The sequence below is a fragment of the Cryobacterium sp. SO2 genome (genome assembly GCF_026151165.2).
In the GTDB taxonomy this organism is placed as follows: Bacteria; Actinomycetota; Actinomycetes; order Actinomycetales; family Microbacteriaceae; genus Cryobacterium.
Genome location: NZ_CP117849.1, coordinates 470,936 through 486,467 on the forward strand (window position 1 = coordinate 470,936; position 15,532 = coordinate 486,467).

The window sequence follows — 15,532 nt, forward strand, 5'->3', positions numbered from 1 at the left end:
GTTAGCTGCCGGGCCGGCGGGAAAATTGCAGGAGTTGCGCAACCGGGCGGGGCGGACCGGGTTAGCGGGCGCCGAGCAGGTGCTCGAGGGCCAGCTGCTGCAGCCGCACGAAGCCGAAGCCCTTGCCGCCGAAGTACTCCTCGGGGGCGAAGTCCTCGTAGGCCGAGGTGTCGGCCAGGAAGTCGTCGTAGCTCTCGCCCTCGGACAGGGTGGGCACGGACAGCTCGGGCACACGTGAGGCGGCGAGCTGCTCCTGCACCTCGGGGTCGGCGCGGAAGGCCGCGGCGCGCTCTTTGAGCAGCAGGTAGGTGCGCATGTTCGCGGCGGCGGAGTCCCAGACGCCGGTGATGTCCTCGGTGCGGCTCGGCTTGTAGTCGAAGTGACGCGGGCCGTCGTAGGAGGGGCCGCCATTCGGGCCGCCGTTTTCGAGCAGGTCCACCAGCGAGAACGCGTTCTGCAGGTCGCCGTGACCGAAGACCAGGTCCTGGTCGTACTTGATGCCGCGCTGGCCGTTGAGGTCGATGTGGAACAGCTTGCCCTGGTAGAGCGCCTGAGCGATGCCGGCGGTGAAGTTCAGCCCGGCCATCTGCTCGTGGCCGACCTCGGGGTTCACGCCCACCAGTTCGGGGCGCTCGAGGGTGGTGATGAACGCCATGGCGTGGCCGACGGTGGGCAGCAGGATGTCGCCGCGCGGTTCGTTGGGCTTGGGCTCGATGGCGAAGCGGATGTCGTAGCCCTTGTCGGTGACGTAGTCGCCGAGCAGGTTGACGGCCTCGCGGTAGCGGTCCAGGGCCGAGCGGATGTCCTTGGCGGCGTCGTACTCGGCGCCCTCGCGGCCGCCCCACATCACGAAGGTCTTGGCGCCGAGCTCGGCGGCGAGGTCGAGGTTGCGCAGCACCTTGCGGAGCGCGAACCGGCGCACGGCACGGTCGTTCGAGGTGAAGCCGCCGTCCTTGAAGACGGGAGCGCTGAAGAGGTTCGTGGTGATCATCGGCACGATCACGCCGGTGTCTGCGAGCACCTGCTTGAGGCGGTCGATTTCCTTCTGCCTGGCGGCATCCGTGGAGCCGAAGGCGAAGAGGTCGTCGTCGTGGAAGGTGAGGCCGTATGCGCCGAGCTCGGCGAGGCGGGTGACGGCCTCCACGGTGTCGAGCTGCGGGCGGGTCGGTCCGCCGAACGGGTCAGCTCCGTTATAGCCGATGGTCCACAGGCCGAACGAGAACTTGTCGGCGGGGGTGGGGGTAAGGGACATGACGGTGCTCCGATTCAGCTTCATTGGCGATTTGTTGCAATTACCAACATATTACACACGCGCATCCGATCCGTACAGCTCTCGTCGCGGGTCGCAGGAAAACCCCCGGCCACAACATATTCGGACGAATCGGTACTCGACCCAGGGTGGGGCGCACGGGTCGTCGAACGGTTTCGACGATTTAGACCACAAATACCACCGCCGGTTGCGATTCCTGTCGTTCCAACCCCCCAAACAGGGGCATTTCCCATTTTGCCCCTAGGCAAACCGTTGAGGGACGAGATAAGTTCTGTCCGTCAACAAAGGCCGCATATTTGCGGTGGGTCAATCACAGCGATGTCCCGTTACAAGGAGGTAACCCTGACGCGCTTTCGCCCAATGCCGGGAGGACGCGGGACAAGATTTCCTCCTCTGGCAGATCCCGGTCCACCGGTATCTGCGGTGACTGGCAGCTCTCAGAGAGGAAAGCTCCAACTATGTCCAAGACCAAAAAAATTCTCGCCCTCGCGGCGGCCGGCGTCTTCGCCCTGTCGCTCGCGTCCTGTTCATCCGGCGGCTCCACGGCCGGCAGCTCGGACGGTGCCGCAGCCGGCGCCGACTGCAACGTCGGCATCTCGATGCCGACCCGTTCGCTGGAACGCTGGATCAACGACGGCGACCAGCTCAAGAAGTTGCTCGAGGATGCCGGTTGCACCGTCGACCTCCAGTACGCCGACAACAAGACCGACCAGCAGATCAGCCAGATCCAGAACCAGGTCGCCGGCGGATCGAAGATCCTCGTCGTGGCCGCCGTCGACGGCAAGGTGCTCGCGCCGGTGCTCGCCGAGGCCAAGAAGCAGGACGCCACCGTCATTGCCTACGACCGCCTGATCAACGGCACCCCCGACGTGGACTACTACGCGACCTTCGACAACTACAAGGTGGGCCAGCTGCAGGGCGAGTTCATCGAGACCGAACTCGACCTGGCCAACGCGACCGGGCCGATCTCGATCGAGCCGTTCGCCGGCAGCCCCGACGACAACAACGCCAAGTTCTTCTTCTCCGGCGCCTGGGACGTGCTGCTGCCCTACGTGGAGAGCGGCGTCCTCGTCGTTCCGAGCGGCCAGTCGCCCGCGTCCAACGACGACTGGGCCTCGATCGGCATCCAGGGCTGGGCCAGCGACAAGGCACAGTCCGAGATGGACAACCGGCTGTCGTCGTTCTACACCGGCGGCGACAAGGTCGACGTGGTGCTCTCCCCGAATGACAGCCTGGCCATCGGCATCGAAGCCTCGCTGAAGTCGGCCGGCTACACACCGGGCGCCGACTACCCGCTGATCACCGGACAGGACGCCGACAAGGCCAACGTGCAGGCGATCCTCGCCGATGAACAGGCCATGACGGTCTGGAAGGACACCCGCACCCTCGGCCAGCAGGTCTTCGACATGATCCAGGAGATCGTGGCCGGCGACGAGGTCACGGTCAACGACACCGAGACCTACGACAACGGCGAAAAGGTCGTGCCGTCGTTCCTGCTCGACCCCGAGGTTGTCGTGAAGGACGATGTGCAGACCAAGCTGATCGACTCCGGCTTCATCAAGGCATCGGATGTCGGCCTCTAACCAGCCGACCCTGGCCGGCCTGCTCGGGTGAGCAGGCCGGCCTCCTCGACGGGCACCCGGGAAACCGGGTGCCCGGCCCATCAGCTAAACAGGAGAGCGCAGTGGAGCATTCGATCATCCTCAGGATGAACAACATCGTGAAGGACTTCAACGGGGTGAAGGCCCTCGACGGCGTGTCCCTCGAGGTCACGCGGGGGCAGGTGCACGGCATCTGCGGCGAGAACGGCGCGGGCAAATCCACGCTGATGAAGGTGCTCAGCGGGGTGTACCCGGTGGGCAGCTTCGACGGCACCATCGAGTTCGAAGACCACGAAGTGGCCTACAAGTCCATTAACGACAGCGAGCACGACGGCATCGTCATCATCCACCAGGAGCTGGCGCTGAGTCCGTACCTTTCTATTGCCGAGAACATCTTCCTCGGCAACGAGAACGCCACCCGCGGGGTGATCGACTGGAACAAGACCAACCGCGAGGCCGCCCTGCTGCTGGCCCGGGTGGGCCTGGACGAGAATCCGGCCACCAAGATCCTCGAGCTCGGCGTGGGCAAGCAACAGCTCGTGGAGATCGCCAAGGCGCTGTCCAAACGGGTGAAACTGCTCATCCTCGACGAGCCCACCGCCGCCCTGAACGACGAGGACTCCACGCACCTGCTCGGCCTGATCGACCACCTGCGCACGCAGGGCATCACCTGCATCATCATTTCCCACAAGCTCAAGGAGATCAAACGCATCGCCGACACCGTCACGGTGATCCGCGACGGCAAGACCATCGAGACCATCGACATGGCCGGCCCGGATGCGACCGAGGCTCACATCATCCGCGCCATGGTCGGCCGCGACCTGAATAACCTCTTCCCGCCGCGCGAACCCGCCGTGGGCAAGGAGGTGCTCCGGGTGCAGAACTGGACGGTGCACCACCCGGTCGACGTGGCCAGGAAGGTCGTCGACGGCGCATCCTTCACCGTCAACGCCGGCGAGATCGTGGGCTTCGCCGGGCTCATGGGCGCCGGCCGCACCGAACTGGCGATGAGCCTGTTCGGGCACTCCTACGGCACCAACATCTCCGGCCAGGTCTTCAAGGACGGCGCCGAGATCCACATGCGCACGGTGGGGGAGGCCATCGCGCACGGCTTCGCCTACGCCACCGAGGACCGCAAACGCTATGGCCTCAACCTCATCGGCGACATCACGGTCAACGTCTCCGCCGCCGCCCTGGCCAAGCTGGCCAAGTACGGCGTGATCGACCGGCACCGCGAGTACAAGGTCGCCGACTCCTATCGGCAGAAGATGAACATCAAGGCGCCATCGGTCACCTCGGTCACCGGCAAGCTCTCCGGCGGCAACCAGCAGAAGGTGGTGCTGTCGAAGTGGATCTTCTCCGGCCCCGACGTGCTGATCCTGGATGAACCCACCCGCGGCATCGACGTGGGTGCCAAGTACGAGATCTACGGAATCATCAACGAACTCGCAGCCCAGGGCAAGGCGGTCATCGTGATCTCCTCCGAGCTGCCCGAACTGATCGGCATCTGCGATCGCATCTACGCGATCTCGGAAGGAAAACTCACCGGTGAGGTCGCCAAGGCCGACGCCTCGCAGGAAACCCTCATGCACTACATGACCGCAGGAAAGGACTGAGCGCGATGACCACCACCACGCCAGCGAGCAGCAAGGCGCCCACAGAACCACCCGTGAAGCGACGGATGCCCAAGCTCTCGATCAACCTTCGCCAGTACGGCATCGTCGCGGCCCTGGCCGTGATCGTGATCCTCTTCCAGGTCCTCACCGACGGGCGCCTCCTGCTGCCCGGCAACGTGAACAACCTCATCCAGCAGAACGCCTACGTGCTGATCCTCGCGATCGGCATGGTGATCGTGATCATCGCCGGCCACATCGACCTGTCGGTCGGGTCGGTCGTGGCCATGGTGGGCGCCGTCGCCGCGATCAGCATGAACAACTGGGGCCTGCCCTGGTGGGGCGCGGTCATCGTGTCGCTGCTGGTCGGCGCCCTCGTCGGCGCCTGGCAGGGCTACTGGGTGGCGTTCGTCGGCATCCCGGCATTCATCGTCACCCTCGCGGGCATGCTCATCTTCCGTGGGCTCACCCTGGTGCTGCTCACCGGCGGCACCATCAGCGGCCTGCCGGCGGAGTTCACCGCCATCGGCGCCGGCTGGTTGCCGTCGTACCTGGGCGAGCTGGGCGGCCGCGACCTGCTCACCCTGGCGCTGGGCATCCTCACCGCCGTGGCCCTGATCGTGTTCCAGCTGCGCACCCGCGCCACCCTGGCCCGGCTCGACCTGCCGCGTGAACCGCTCGCCTCGATGTGGACCAAGAACGGCATCGCCGCCGTCGCCATCGTGTGGTTCGCCTGGCTGCTCAGCGACTACAGCGGCACCCCGATCATCCTGATCGTGCTCGCCGCGCTCATCCTCATCTACAACTTCGTGCTCAACCGCACGGTGTTCGGCCGGCACGTCTACGCCATGGGCGGCAACCTCTTCGCCGCCGTGATGAGCGGCGTGAAGACCAAGTGGGTCAACTTCTACATCTTCGTGAACATGGGTGTGCTGGCCGGCCTGGCCGGGGTGGTCTCGACCGCCCGTGCCGGTGGTGCGGTGGCCTCCGCGGGCCAGAACTACGAGCTCGACGCCATCGCCGCCGTCTTCATCGGCGGCGCCGCGGTGCAGGGCGGCGTGGGCACCGTGGTCGGCGCCGTGGTCGGTGGCCTGGTGATGGGCGTGCTCAACATGGGCCTGTCCATCCTCTCGGTGGACGCCGCCTGGCAGATGACCATCAAGGGTCTGGTGCTGCTGCTCGCCGTGGCGTTTGATATCTTCAACAAGCGGCGCGCCGGAGGACGATAGGACTCACGTAGCCGGATGTGTCCTGCCGGGCGCACCCACCCGAGAGGACCGCACCCGAGAGGACCGTGACCCACCCGTGACCCATGCACCACCCACCCTGGGTGTTCGGGGCGGTACCAGCAACGACCAGCTCCGCCGGTACAACCTGTCGATGGTCATGACGATGCTGCACCACGCCGGCGGATGCTCGCGGGCCGAGCTCACCAAGCGCACCGGGCTCAACCGGTCCACGATCGCGGCCCTCGTGGCCGAGCTCGCTGACCTGGGCATGGTGTTCGAGGTGGAACCGGAGAGCGTGGTGGGCCGGGTGGGCCGGCCCAGCCCCCAGGTGGTGCCCAACCCGGGGCTGGCCGCGATCGCCGTGAACCCCGACATCGACGCCATCACGGTGGGGCTCGTCGGCCTGGGCGGCGAGGTGATCCGGCGCATCCGCTTCGACACCACCCGGGTGCCCACCGTGGCCGAGGCCATCAACGCCGTCAAGGCCATCGTCGACGGCATGCGCGGCGAGATCGACCAGAGCTACAGCATCGCCGGCGTGGGGGTGGCCGTACCGGCGCTGGTGAACTCCGCCGACGGCCGGGTGCTGATCGCCCCGCACCTGGGCTGGCGTGACGCCAACCTGGCCCGCGACCTCGCCAGGGTGCTGGACTACCCGGTCTTCGCCGGCAACGACGCCAGCCTGGGCGCCATCGCCGAGAGCATGTTCGGCGCCGCCCGCGGTATCAACGACCTCGTTTACCTCAACGGCAGCGCCAGCGGCATCGGCGGCGGCCTGATCATCGGCGGCAGCCCGCTGCGCGGCACGAGCGGGTACGCGGGCGAGCTCGGCCACACTCTGGTGAACAGTCAGGGGGTGCGCTGCCACTGCGGTCGGATCGGCTGCCTGGAGACCGAGGTGAGCATGGCCAGGTTGCTCGCGGTGCTCAAACTGCCCCGCGCCGACCAGGACGACCTTGACATCGCGCTCGGCGTCTCCCGCGACCCGGCCGTGCTGGCCGAGGTGCGCCGGCAGATCGAGCTGCTCTCCGAGGCGATCTCCAACTTCGTGAACATGTTCGACCCCGAGATGGTGGTGCTCGGCGGGTTCCTCGGCTCGCTGCTGTCGGTGGGCCGGGAGCAGTTGACTGCGGCCATGATCGTGCGTTCGATGAGCAGCATCGGCCACACCGTGGCCATCGAGCGGGCCAGCCTGGGGTCGCACCTCATGCTCGTCGGCGCCGCCGAGCTGGCCTTCGCCGACCTGCTCGACGACCCGGCCGGCTTCGTGCGCGGCCGCCCCACCCGCCGCTAGTCACTCCCGCGCCGCAATTGTCCGGATGGGGAACAGTTGGCGGTGGTCGGGACCGCGCGGGCGGGCACCGGTGGCGCCGATCAGGCATTTGTCGTCAATAACCACAAATTGCTTGCGGAACTGAGGATGCCTGTCGTATGCTCCCTATCGAGGCAGTCGAAACGTTTAGACGAACGGCTCGCCACTCGGCTGCAGAACCGCATCCGATACCGCACACCCCTATCGACGACGGAGTCCTGATGGCCAACATTCACGACGTTGCACGCGTCGCCGGGGTGTCCATCAGCACGGTCTCGTACGCGCTCAGCGGCAAGCGGTCCATCGCGGCCTCCACCAAGCAGCGCATCGACGAGGCCGTTCTCGAGCTCGACTACCGGGCCAATGCCGGCGCGCGGATGCTCAAGGGCGCGCGCACCAACATCCTCGCGTTGAGTGCCCCGCTGCACGCCGGCACCCACGCGCCTGCCCACATGACCTTTGTGCTCTCGGTGGTCACGGCGGCCCGCAAGTACGACTACGACGTGCTGCTGCTCACCCAGGACGAGGCCACCAGCGGACTGCGCCGAGTGGTGCGCAGCTCGCTCGTCGACGGCATCGTGCTGCTGGACGTCTCCACCGAAGACCCGCGCACCGACCTGGTGCGTGAGCTCGGCCTGCCCGCCACCGTGATCGGCATCCCCAACGACACCGACGGTCTCACCTGCGTCGACCTCGACTTCGAGCGGGCGGCCGTGATGGCCGTGCGCCGCCTGGTCGACCTCGGCCACCGTGAGATCGGCCTGATCGGCCAGGCGCCGGCGGTCTACGAGCGCGGCTCCAACTTTCCGCCGCGGTTCCGCGACGCCTTCCTGGCCGAGGCCGCACGCCTGGGCGCCACCGTGGCGTTCACGCCGGCGCCCGAGGAATCGGCCGGGGTTCGGGCGGCGTTCGACGGCCTGACGGCGACCCTGCCCGGTATGACCGGGCTGGTGCTGCACAGCAACGAGCCCGTGCAGTCCATGGTGCTTGAGCTCCTCAGCCAGCGCGGCATCAGCGTGCCGAACGACCTCTCGGTCATCTCGGCCTGCTCCAGCTTCTCCACCGACCACCTCACCCCGCCCCTCGACGTGATCCCGTTACCCGCCGACCAGTCCTGCACACGCGCGATCGAGCTCACCATGGCCCAGTTCGCCGGCGATGTGCTGCCGCACGTCGAGTTCATCGAACCGACGTACGTCGAGCTCGGCTCGACAGCCCCCAGCCCCCTCCACCCCTAGAACCCGGAAAGGATTCCCGCGGCGGCACTATCGAAACGTTTCGATTCGCCACCGGCACCCGCACCACCCGCAGCACCGCACCATCCGCCCCATCGCACCACCTGCATCTCACTATCAGCGCACCACTACAAGGAAGTAGAACAGTGAAGAAAACCAAGAGAAGCCTCGCCGGCATTGCCGTGCTCGGCGTCAGCGCCCTCCTGCTCTCCGCCTGCTCGGCCGGCGGCTCCGGCGGCGGCGACAGCAACACCCTCAAGCTCTGGCACTTCGAGAGCGACACCAGCGCGATGGGCATCGCCTGGACCGAAGCCATCAAGGTCTTCGAAGAAGAAACCGGCGCAAAGGTCGAGTTCGAGGAGAAGAGCTTCGAGCAGATCCGCTCCACCGCCAGCCAGGTTCTCAACTCCGACGAGGCCCCCGACATCCTCGAGTACAACAAGGGCAACGCCACCGCCGGCCTCCTCGCCAGCCAGGGCCTGCTCAGCGACCTCGACGACGACTACGCCGAGTACGGCTGGGACGACGCCCTCGCCCCGTCGCTGCAGACCACCGCGCGCTACGACGAAGACGGCATCATGGGCTCCGGCGCGTTCTACGGCGTGCCCAACTACGGCGAGTTCGTGGAGATGTACTACAACAAGGACATGTTCGCCGCCGCCGGACTCGAGGTGCCGACCACCGTCGCCGAACTCGAGACCGTCATGGCCGCCTTCGTCGACCAGGGCATCACCCCGCTGGCCGAGTCCGCCGCCGAGTACCCGCTGGGCCAGCTCTGGTACCAGCTCGCGCTCACCAAGGCCGACCGCTCCTTCGTCGACGACTACCAGCTCTACACCGGCGACGTGGACTGGTCCGGCCCCGAGCTGAGCTACGCCACCGAGACCATCAAGGACTGGACCGACGCCGGCTACATCTCCACCGACGCCAGCGGCTTCAAGGCAGAGGATGCCGGCACCGCGTTCATCAACGGCACCTACCCGATCTTCTACTCGGGTTCCTGGTGGCACAACCGGTTCACCACCGAGGCCACCGGCTTCGAGTGGGGCACCTTCCTCTTCCCCGAGGCCGAGATGTCGCCCGGTTCCGCCGGCAACATGTGGGTTATCCCGGAGAAGGCCAAGAACAAGGACCTCGCGGCCCAGTTCATCGACATCACCATGCGCCCCGAGATCCAGGCCCTGATCGGTAACAACGGTGGCATCCCCGTCGCCGCGAACACCGAAGACATCACGGACCCGAAGAGCCAGGAACTGATCGGCAACTTCAACACCCTCACCGAGAAGGACGGCATCGCGTTCTACCCGGACTGGCCCACCGCCACGTTCTACGACGAACTGAACGCCGGCCTGCAGGAACTCATCAACGGCACCAAGTCGCCCGCTGACATCAACGAGCAGCTCGGCGGCCAGTACCAGTCAGGTGTCGAGGACATCGTCGGCTAACTCCGCCGGCTCACTCCGGCCACTGCACCGAAGCGTCACCTCGCAGTACCCGGCCGGGGGCCGTCACGGCCCCCGGCCACCACTCGCAGAGAAGGAAATCGCATGACGACAGCATCCGTAGCCGATGCCCCCGTTGATGCTCCCGCGGCAGGCAACAAGCCCGTGCGGCAGAGCCTCATCCCGGGAAGCAACCCCAAGACATTCTGGATTTACCTCATTCCGGGCCTGGCCCTGCTCACGCTGATCATCGTGGTTCCCCTGGTCTGGAACATCTACCTCACCTTCACCGACTACCGCGGCATCAAGCCGCCGGAGTGGGTGGGCCTGGAGAACTGGGTCAAGCTCGCCGGCGACACCACCTTCTGGACCTCGTTCAGCAACTCCATCGCGATGATCGTGGCCATGGTGGTCGTACCCACCCTGCTCGGCCTGGTGCTCGCCGCCATGCTCTTCGACCTGATCGGCAAGAAGTTCGGCGGCAAGATCGCCAGCTTCCTGCGCGCCACCTACTACCTGCCGCAGATCCTCCCCGGCGTCGTCGCCGCGATCGTGATCGGCTGGATCCTGCGCCCGCAGAACGGCGCCCTCAACCAGGTGCTCGAAGGCATCGGCCTGGGCGGCCTCGCGCAGAACTGGCTCGGCGATCCAGACACCGCCCTGCCCAGCATCATGGTCATCATGATCTGGGTGCAGCTCGGCTACCCGATCGTGATCTTCATGGCCGCCCTGCAGCGGGTCGACCCTGAGCTCTACGAAGCCGCCGAACTCGACGGCGCCAACTGGATCCAGCGCTTCCGCGCCATCACGGTGAGCATCATCCGCCCCGAGATCTTCGTGGTCACCCTCACCTGCACCATCGCGGCCCTCAAGGTCTTCGGCCCGATCTACACCCTCACCGGCGGCGGTCCAGGCACCTCCACCATCGTGCCCGCGTACTACGCGTACAGCGAGTTCTTCCAGTCCCAGCAAGTGGGCTACGGCGCCACCATCGCCACCGCACTCACCATCGTCATCGCCGCCGTCTCGGTCGTCTTCCTGCTCGCCCAGACCCGACTCGAGCGCAAGGAAGAGGAACGCTAATGACCTCCACCATCCTCGACCCCGCCACCTCGGCCGTCGCCGGCCCGCCGGCCCGGCAGAGCCGCAAACGGCGCAGCAGCACCACCCGCAAGTCCCTCGGCGACTGGATGATCCTGCTCGCCGCCGTGCTGATCGGCCTGCTCATCGCGGTGCCGTTCTTCCTCATCCTGATCAACTCGTTCAAGTCGCCCGCCGACTACAACGCGGCCGGCCCGCTCACCCTGCCCACCGACCTGTACTTCGACGGCATGGTCAACTTCTGGGAGCGGGTGAACTTCCCCGAGAAGCTCTGGAACAGCTTCTTCATCTCCAGCGTCGTCGCCATCCTGGCCGTGGTCATCTCGTTGCTGAACGCGTTCGCGCTCGGCATCGGCCGGGTGCGTGGCCGCACCTGGATCGTGCTGCTGATCCTGCTGGCCAATATGCTGCCGCAGGAAGTGCTGCTCTACCCGCTCTACTTCATGTTCAAGAGCGTGGGCCTCTACGACAACCAGTGGGCCGTGATCATCATCTTCGTGGTCATCCAGAGCGCTTTCGGCACCTACCTGCTGGCCAGCGTGCTCGGCACCTTCCCCAAGGAGATCCTCGAGGCCGCGTCCCTGGACGGCGCCAGCCGCTGGACGATCCTCTACCGGGTGGTCTACCCGATCACCAAGCCCACCCTGAGCGTGCTGGTGATCTTCTTCTTCATCTGGACCTGGAATGAGTTCCTCATCCCGCTGACCTTCCTGGTGAGCAACGCGAGTCAGACCGTGCCGGTCTCGATCGCGGTGCTGCAGGGCGACCGGCTGATGGACGTCACCACCACCAGCGCCTCGGCCCTGCTGGGCCTGTTGCCCACCCTGATCTTCTTCCTCATCTTCCAACGCACCCTCACCAGGGGCATCACCGCAGGAGCAGTCAAGTAGTTATGAAATTCACCGATGGTTTCTGGCACACCCGCCCCGGCGTCACCGCGCTCTACGCGCAGGAGGCGTACGACATCGAACAGGTCGGCACCGCGCTGCGGGTGACCGCGCCGACGAAGGTGATCGAACGCCGCGGCGACGTGCTCAACCGCGCCCTGCTCACCGTCACCCTCTCCTCGCCGCTGCCGGGCATCATCAAGGTGCGCGTCGACCAGCACACCGGCATCGCGACCGGCTCTGGTTTCGACCTGGTCGGCGCCGAGCCGGATGCCGGTGTCATCGTGATCGACAACACCGGCGGCACCCTCACGGCCGGCCCGCTCACCGCCCGTGTGGCCCTCGGCGCCCCGTTCGCGCTGTCGTTCGAGGCCGACGGGCGCACCCTCACCGAGAGCGGGCACAAGTCGATCGGGCACATGCAGCTCGCCCCCGGCGCCCCCGTCGCGGCCGAGCCGGCCGGGGTGTCCGGCGTCACCACCACCGGGCTCGCGCCGGCGGCGTCCTACACGCACGCGCAACTGTCCCTCGGCGTCGGCGAACTGGTCTACGGCCTCGGCGAGCGCTTCGGCCCGCTGATCAAGAACGGCCAGACAATCGACATCTGGAACGCCGACGGCGGCACCTCCAGCGAGCAGTCCTACAAGAACGTGCCGTTCTACCTCACCAACCGCGGCTACGGCGTGCTGGTCAACCACCCCGAGCACGTCTCGTTCGAGGTGGGCACCGAGGCCGTGGAGCGGGTGCAGTTCTCGGTGGCCGGCCCGGCCATCGAATACCTGGTGATCTACGGCCCCACCCCCAAGGACGTGCTCGAGCGCTACACCCGGCTCACCGGCCGCCCGGCCCGGGTGCCGGCCTGGTCGTACGGCCTGTGGCTGTCGACCTCGTTCACCACCCAGTACGACGAAGCCACGGTGAACAGCTTCATCGACGGCATGGCCGAACGCGACCTGCCGCTCTCCGTCTTCCACTTCGACTGCTTCTGGATGCGCGAATTCAACTGGACCGACTTCGAATGGGACCCGCGGGTGTTCCCCGACCCCGAGGGCATGCTCACCCGGCTGCACGAGAAGAACCTGCACGTGAGCGCCTGGATCAACCCGTACATCGCCCAGCGGGCCGGCATCTTCGCCGAGGCCGCTGCGGCCGGCTACCTGGTGAAGAAGGCCAACGGCGACGTCTGGCAGTGGGACATGTGGCAGGCCGGCATGGGCCTGGTCGACTTCACCAACCCGGCCGCCGTCACCTGGTTCCAGGGCAAGCTGCGCGGTCTCTTCGCGCAGGGTGTCGACGCCATCAAGACCGACTTCGGCGAACGCATCCCCACGGATGTGGTGTGGCACGACGGCTCGTCGGCCGACGTGATGCACAACCTCTACAGCCAGCTCTACAACAAGGCCGTCTTCGAGGTGCTGCAGGAGCACCGCGGCGAGGGCGACGCGGTGCTGTTCGCCCGGTCGGCCACCGTCGGCGGCCAGATGCAGCCCGTGCACTGGGGCGGAGACAACTCCTCCAGCTACGAGTCGATGGCCGAGACCCTGCGCGGCGGGCTCTCCCTGGCGTTTTCCGGCTTCGGCTACTGGAGCCACGACATCGGCGGCTTCGAGGGCATGCCCGACCCGGCCGTGTTCAAGCGCTGGCTGGCCTTCGGCCTGCTCTCCAGCCACTCCCGGTTGCACGGCTCCACCAGCTACCGGGTGCCGTGGCTCTTCGACGACGGCCGGGAGGAGCCCGGCCAGAGCGCCGTGGACGTGACCCGGGTGTTCACCAAACTCAAGCTCGCGCTGATGCCCTACCTCTACCAGGTGGGTCTCGAGGCGCACAGCGTCGGCGCCCCGTTCATGCGGCCGATGCAGCTCGAGTTCCCCGGCGACCCGGCCGTGGACTACCTCGACCGGCAGTACCTGCTCGGCGCCGACCTGCTCGTGGCGCCGGTGTTCAGCGAGTCCGGCGACGTGCAGTACTATCTGCCCGCCGGCACCTGGACCAACTACCTCACCGACGAGGTCGTGGAGGGCCCGGTCTGGCGCCGCGAGACCCACGCCTTCGACAGCCTTCCGCTCTGGGTGCGCGGGGGAGCGGTGCTCGTCACCGGCTCCCGCGACGACCGGCCCGACTACGACTACACCGATGAGGCCCTCGTCACCGTCTACCCCGGCGGCACCGGCGAAGCCAGGACCGTCGACATCAGCAACCCGCTGGACGGCACCCACATCACCGTCACCGTCACGAGCGACGGCGACAACACCGTCGTCACCAGCGATTCGGCGGCGCCGTTCCGCGCCCGGCTCGCCGGTGGCACTACCGTTGTCGCTACCGACCGAAAGGCACTTCTTCGATGACCAGCACCACAACGCCGGCCGCCACCGCCGGAAACCCCGATTACCGGGACGCCGGCCTGGTGTTCCCCGACTCATTCATCTTCGGCTCCGCCACCGCCAGCTACCAGGTGGAGGGTGCCTTCGACGAAGACGGCCGCGGGCCCTCGATCTGGGATACCTTCAGCCACACGCCGGGCAAGATCTGGAACGAGGACACCGGCGATGTCGCCGCCGACCACTACCACCGGCTTGAGGCCGACCTCGACCTGATGAGCTCGCTGGGACTGGCCGCGTACAGGTTCTCGATCTCCTGGTCGCGCATCCAGCCCACCGGCCGGGGCCCGGCGAACCAGAAGGGGCTCGACTTCTATGCCCGCCTGATCGACGGGCTCATTGCGCGCGGCATCCGCCCCATCGTCACCATGTACCACTGGGACCTGCCGCAGGCGCTCGAAGACGAGGGCGGCTGGACCAACCGGGCCACCGCCTACGCCTTCGCCGACTACGCGGCGATCCTGGGCGCGGCCTTCGGCGACCGGGTGGACACCTGGACCACGCTGAACGAGCCCTGGTGCTCGGCGTACCTCGGCTACGGCTCCGGCGCGCACGCGCCCGGCCGCACCGATGGCGCCGCTGCGCTCGCGGCCGTGCACCACCTCAACCTCGCGCACGGCCTGGCGATCCTGGCCCTCAAGCCCCTCGTCACCAACGACCCCGACTTCTCGATCACCCTCAACCTGCACGTGCTGCGCGGCGAGGGCGAGACCGGACCGGAGGCCGTGCGGCAGATCGACGCCCTGGCCAACCGGGTGTTCCTCGGCCCGCTGCTGAAGGGCGCGTACCCGGCGGATGTGCTCGAAGACACCAAGGGAATCAGCGACTGGGCTTTCGTTCTGCCCGGCGACACCGAGATCATCCACCAGCCGCTCGAGGTGCTCGGCGTTAACTACTACTCCACCACGCTGGTGCGGCTGTGGGACGGCGAGTCGCCCCGGGAGAACGCCGACGGCCACAAGGACGTCGGCGCGTCACCGTGGCCGGGCGCGGACAGGGTCGAGTTCCTCGCCCAGCCGGGCCCGTACACCGAGATGGGCTGGAACATCGACCCGTCCGGCCTCGAGGACCTCCTCGTGTCGTTGCACGAGGAGTTCCCGAACCAGCCGCTGATGGTCACCGAGAACGGGGCCGCGTTCGCCGACACGGTGGTGCAGACCGACGACGGTCCCCGCGTGCACGACGTGGAGCGCACCGACTACCTGCGCCGGCACTTCACCGCCGCGCACCGGGCGATGGCCCGTGGCGTCGACCTGCGCGGCTACCAAGTGTGGTCGCTGATGGACAACTTCGAGTGGGGCTACGGCTACTCCAAGCGCTTCGGCATCATCCACGTGGACTACGAGACCCTCGAGCGCACCCCGAAAGACAGCGCCCGCTGGTACGCCGCCCTGGTCGCCACCCGCACCCTCCCCGCCTAGCCAGCACCCTCCCGCCCCGTCCCCCGAGCCGTGAGTTGAGCCC

11 protein-coding genes are annotated in these 15,532 nt (G+C 67.0%); 10 read left to right on the top strand and 1 reads right to left on the bottom strand.

Translation table 11 applies throughout. From position 1 onward, the window contains the following. Positions 1-61: 61 nt before the first annotated feature. The gene (gene xylA, locus BJQ94_RS02245) at positions 62-1,252 is read right to left on the bottom strand and encodes a xylose isomerase (RefSeq protein WP_265400740.1); all 1,191 of its coding nucleotides are present in this window, start codon (positions 1,250-1,252) and stop codon (positions 62-64) included. Positions 1,253-1,728: 476 nt separating this feature from the next. On the opposite strand from xylA, the gene chvE reads away from it, so the two are divergent. The 10 genes from chvE (at position 1,729) to BJQ94_RS02295 (ending at position 15,489) form a co-directional block, all read left to right on the top strand. Next, positions 1,729-2,853 carry a multiple monosaccharide ABC transporter substrate-binding protein gene (gene chvE / locus BJQ94_RS02250; RefSeq protein WP_265400715.1) on the top strand — a complete coding sequence of 375 codons (1,125 nt, stop codon included), beginning with the start codon at positions 1,729-1,731 and terminating at the stop codon, positions 2,851-2,853. 125 nt (positions 2,854-2,978) lie between these two features. Beyond that, complete coding sequence (gene mmsA, locus BJQ94_RS02255) at positions 2,979-4,487, top strand: multiple monosaccharide ABC transporter ATP-binding protein (RefSeq protein WP_265400741.1); 1,509 nt, start codon at positions 2,979-2,981, stop codon at positions 4,485-4,487. Positions 4,488-4,492: 5 nt separating this feature from the next. Beyond that, positions 4,493-5,713: a multiple monosaccharide ABC transporter permease gene (gene mmsB / locus BJQ94_RS02260; protein ID WP_265400716.1), complete on the top strand. Its 1,221-nt coding sequence runs from the start codon at positions 4,493-4,495 to the stop codon at positions 5,711-5,713. A 76-nt stretch (positions 5,714-5,789) separates the two neighbouring features. Beyond that, a complete protein-coding gene (locus BJQ94_RS02265) occupies positions 5,790-7,007 on the top strand; it encodes an ROK family protein (RefSeq protein WP_265400717.1) in 1,218 nt (405 codons plus the stop codon). A 239-nt stretch (positions 7,008-7,246) separates the two neighbouring features. Then, positions 7,247-8,263 carry a LacI family DNA-binding transcriptional regulator gene (locus tag BJQ94_RS02270; protein ID WP_265400718.1) on the top strand — a complete coding sequence of 339 codons (1,017 nt, stop codon included), beginning with the start codon at positions 7,247-7,249 and terminating at the stop codon, positions 8,261-8,263. A gap of 143 nt (positions 8,264-8,406) precedes the next feature. Then, a complete protein-coding gene (locus BJQ94_RS02275; protein WP_265400719.1) occupies positions 8,407-9,705 on the top strand; it encodes an extracellular solute-binding protein in 1,299 nt (432 codons plus the stop codon). Between the two features lie 102 nt (positions 9,706-9,807). Further along, on the top strand, positions 9,808-10,785 hold the full coding sequence (locus BJQ94_RS02280) for a sugar ABC transporter permease (protein WP_265400720.1): 978 nt from the start codon (positions 9,808-9,810) through the stop codon (positions 10,783-10,785). Further along, the gene (locus tag BJQ94_RS02285; protein ID WP_265400721.1) at positions 10,785-11,693 is read left to right on the top strand and encodes a carbohydrate ABC transporter permease; all 909 of its coding nucleotides are present in this window, start codon (positions 10,785-10,787) and stop codon (positions 11,691-11,693) included. Before BJQ94_RS02280 ends, BJQ94_RS02285 begins: the two co-directional genes overlap by 1 nt. A gap of 2 nt (positions 11,694-11,695) precedes the next feature. Beyond that, positions 11,696-14,035: an alpha-xylosidase gene (yicI, locus tag BJQ94_RS02290; protein ID WP_265400722.1), complete on the top strand. Its 2,340-nt coding sequence runs from the start codon at positions 11,696-11,698 to the stop codon at positions 14,033-14,035. Then, positions 14,032-15,489 (top strand): GH1 family beta-glucosidase, encoded by a 1,458-nt coding sequence (locus BJQ94_RS02295; RefSeq protein ID WP_265400723.1) that lies wholly within the window; start codon positions 14,032-14,034, stop codon positions 15,487-15,489. Before yicI ends, BJQ94_RS02295 begins: the two co-directional genes overlap by 4 nt. Positions 15,490-15,532: the final 43 nt, after the last annotated feature.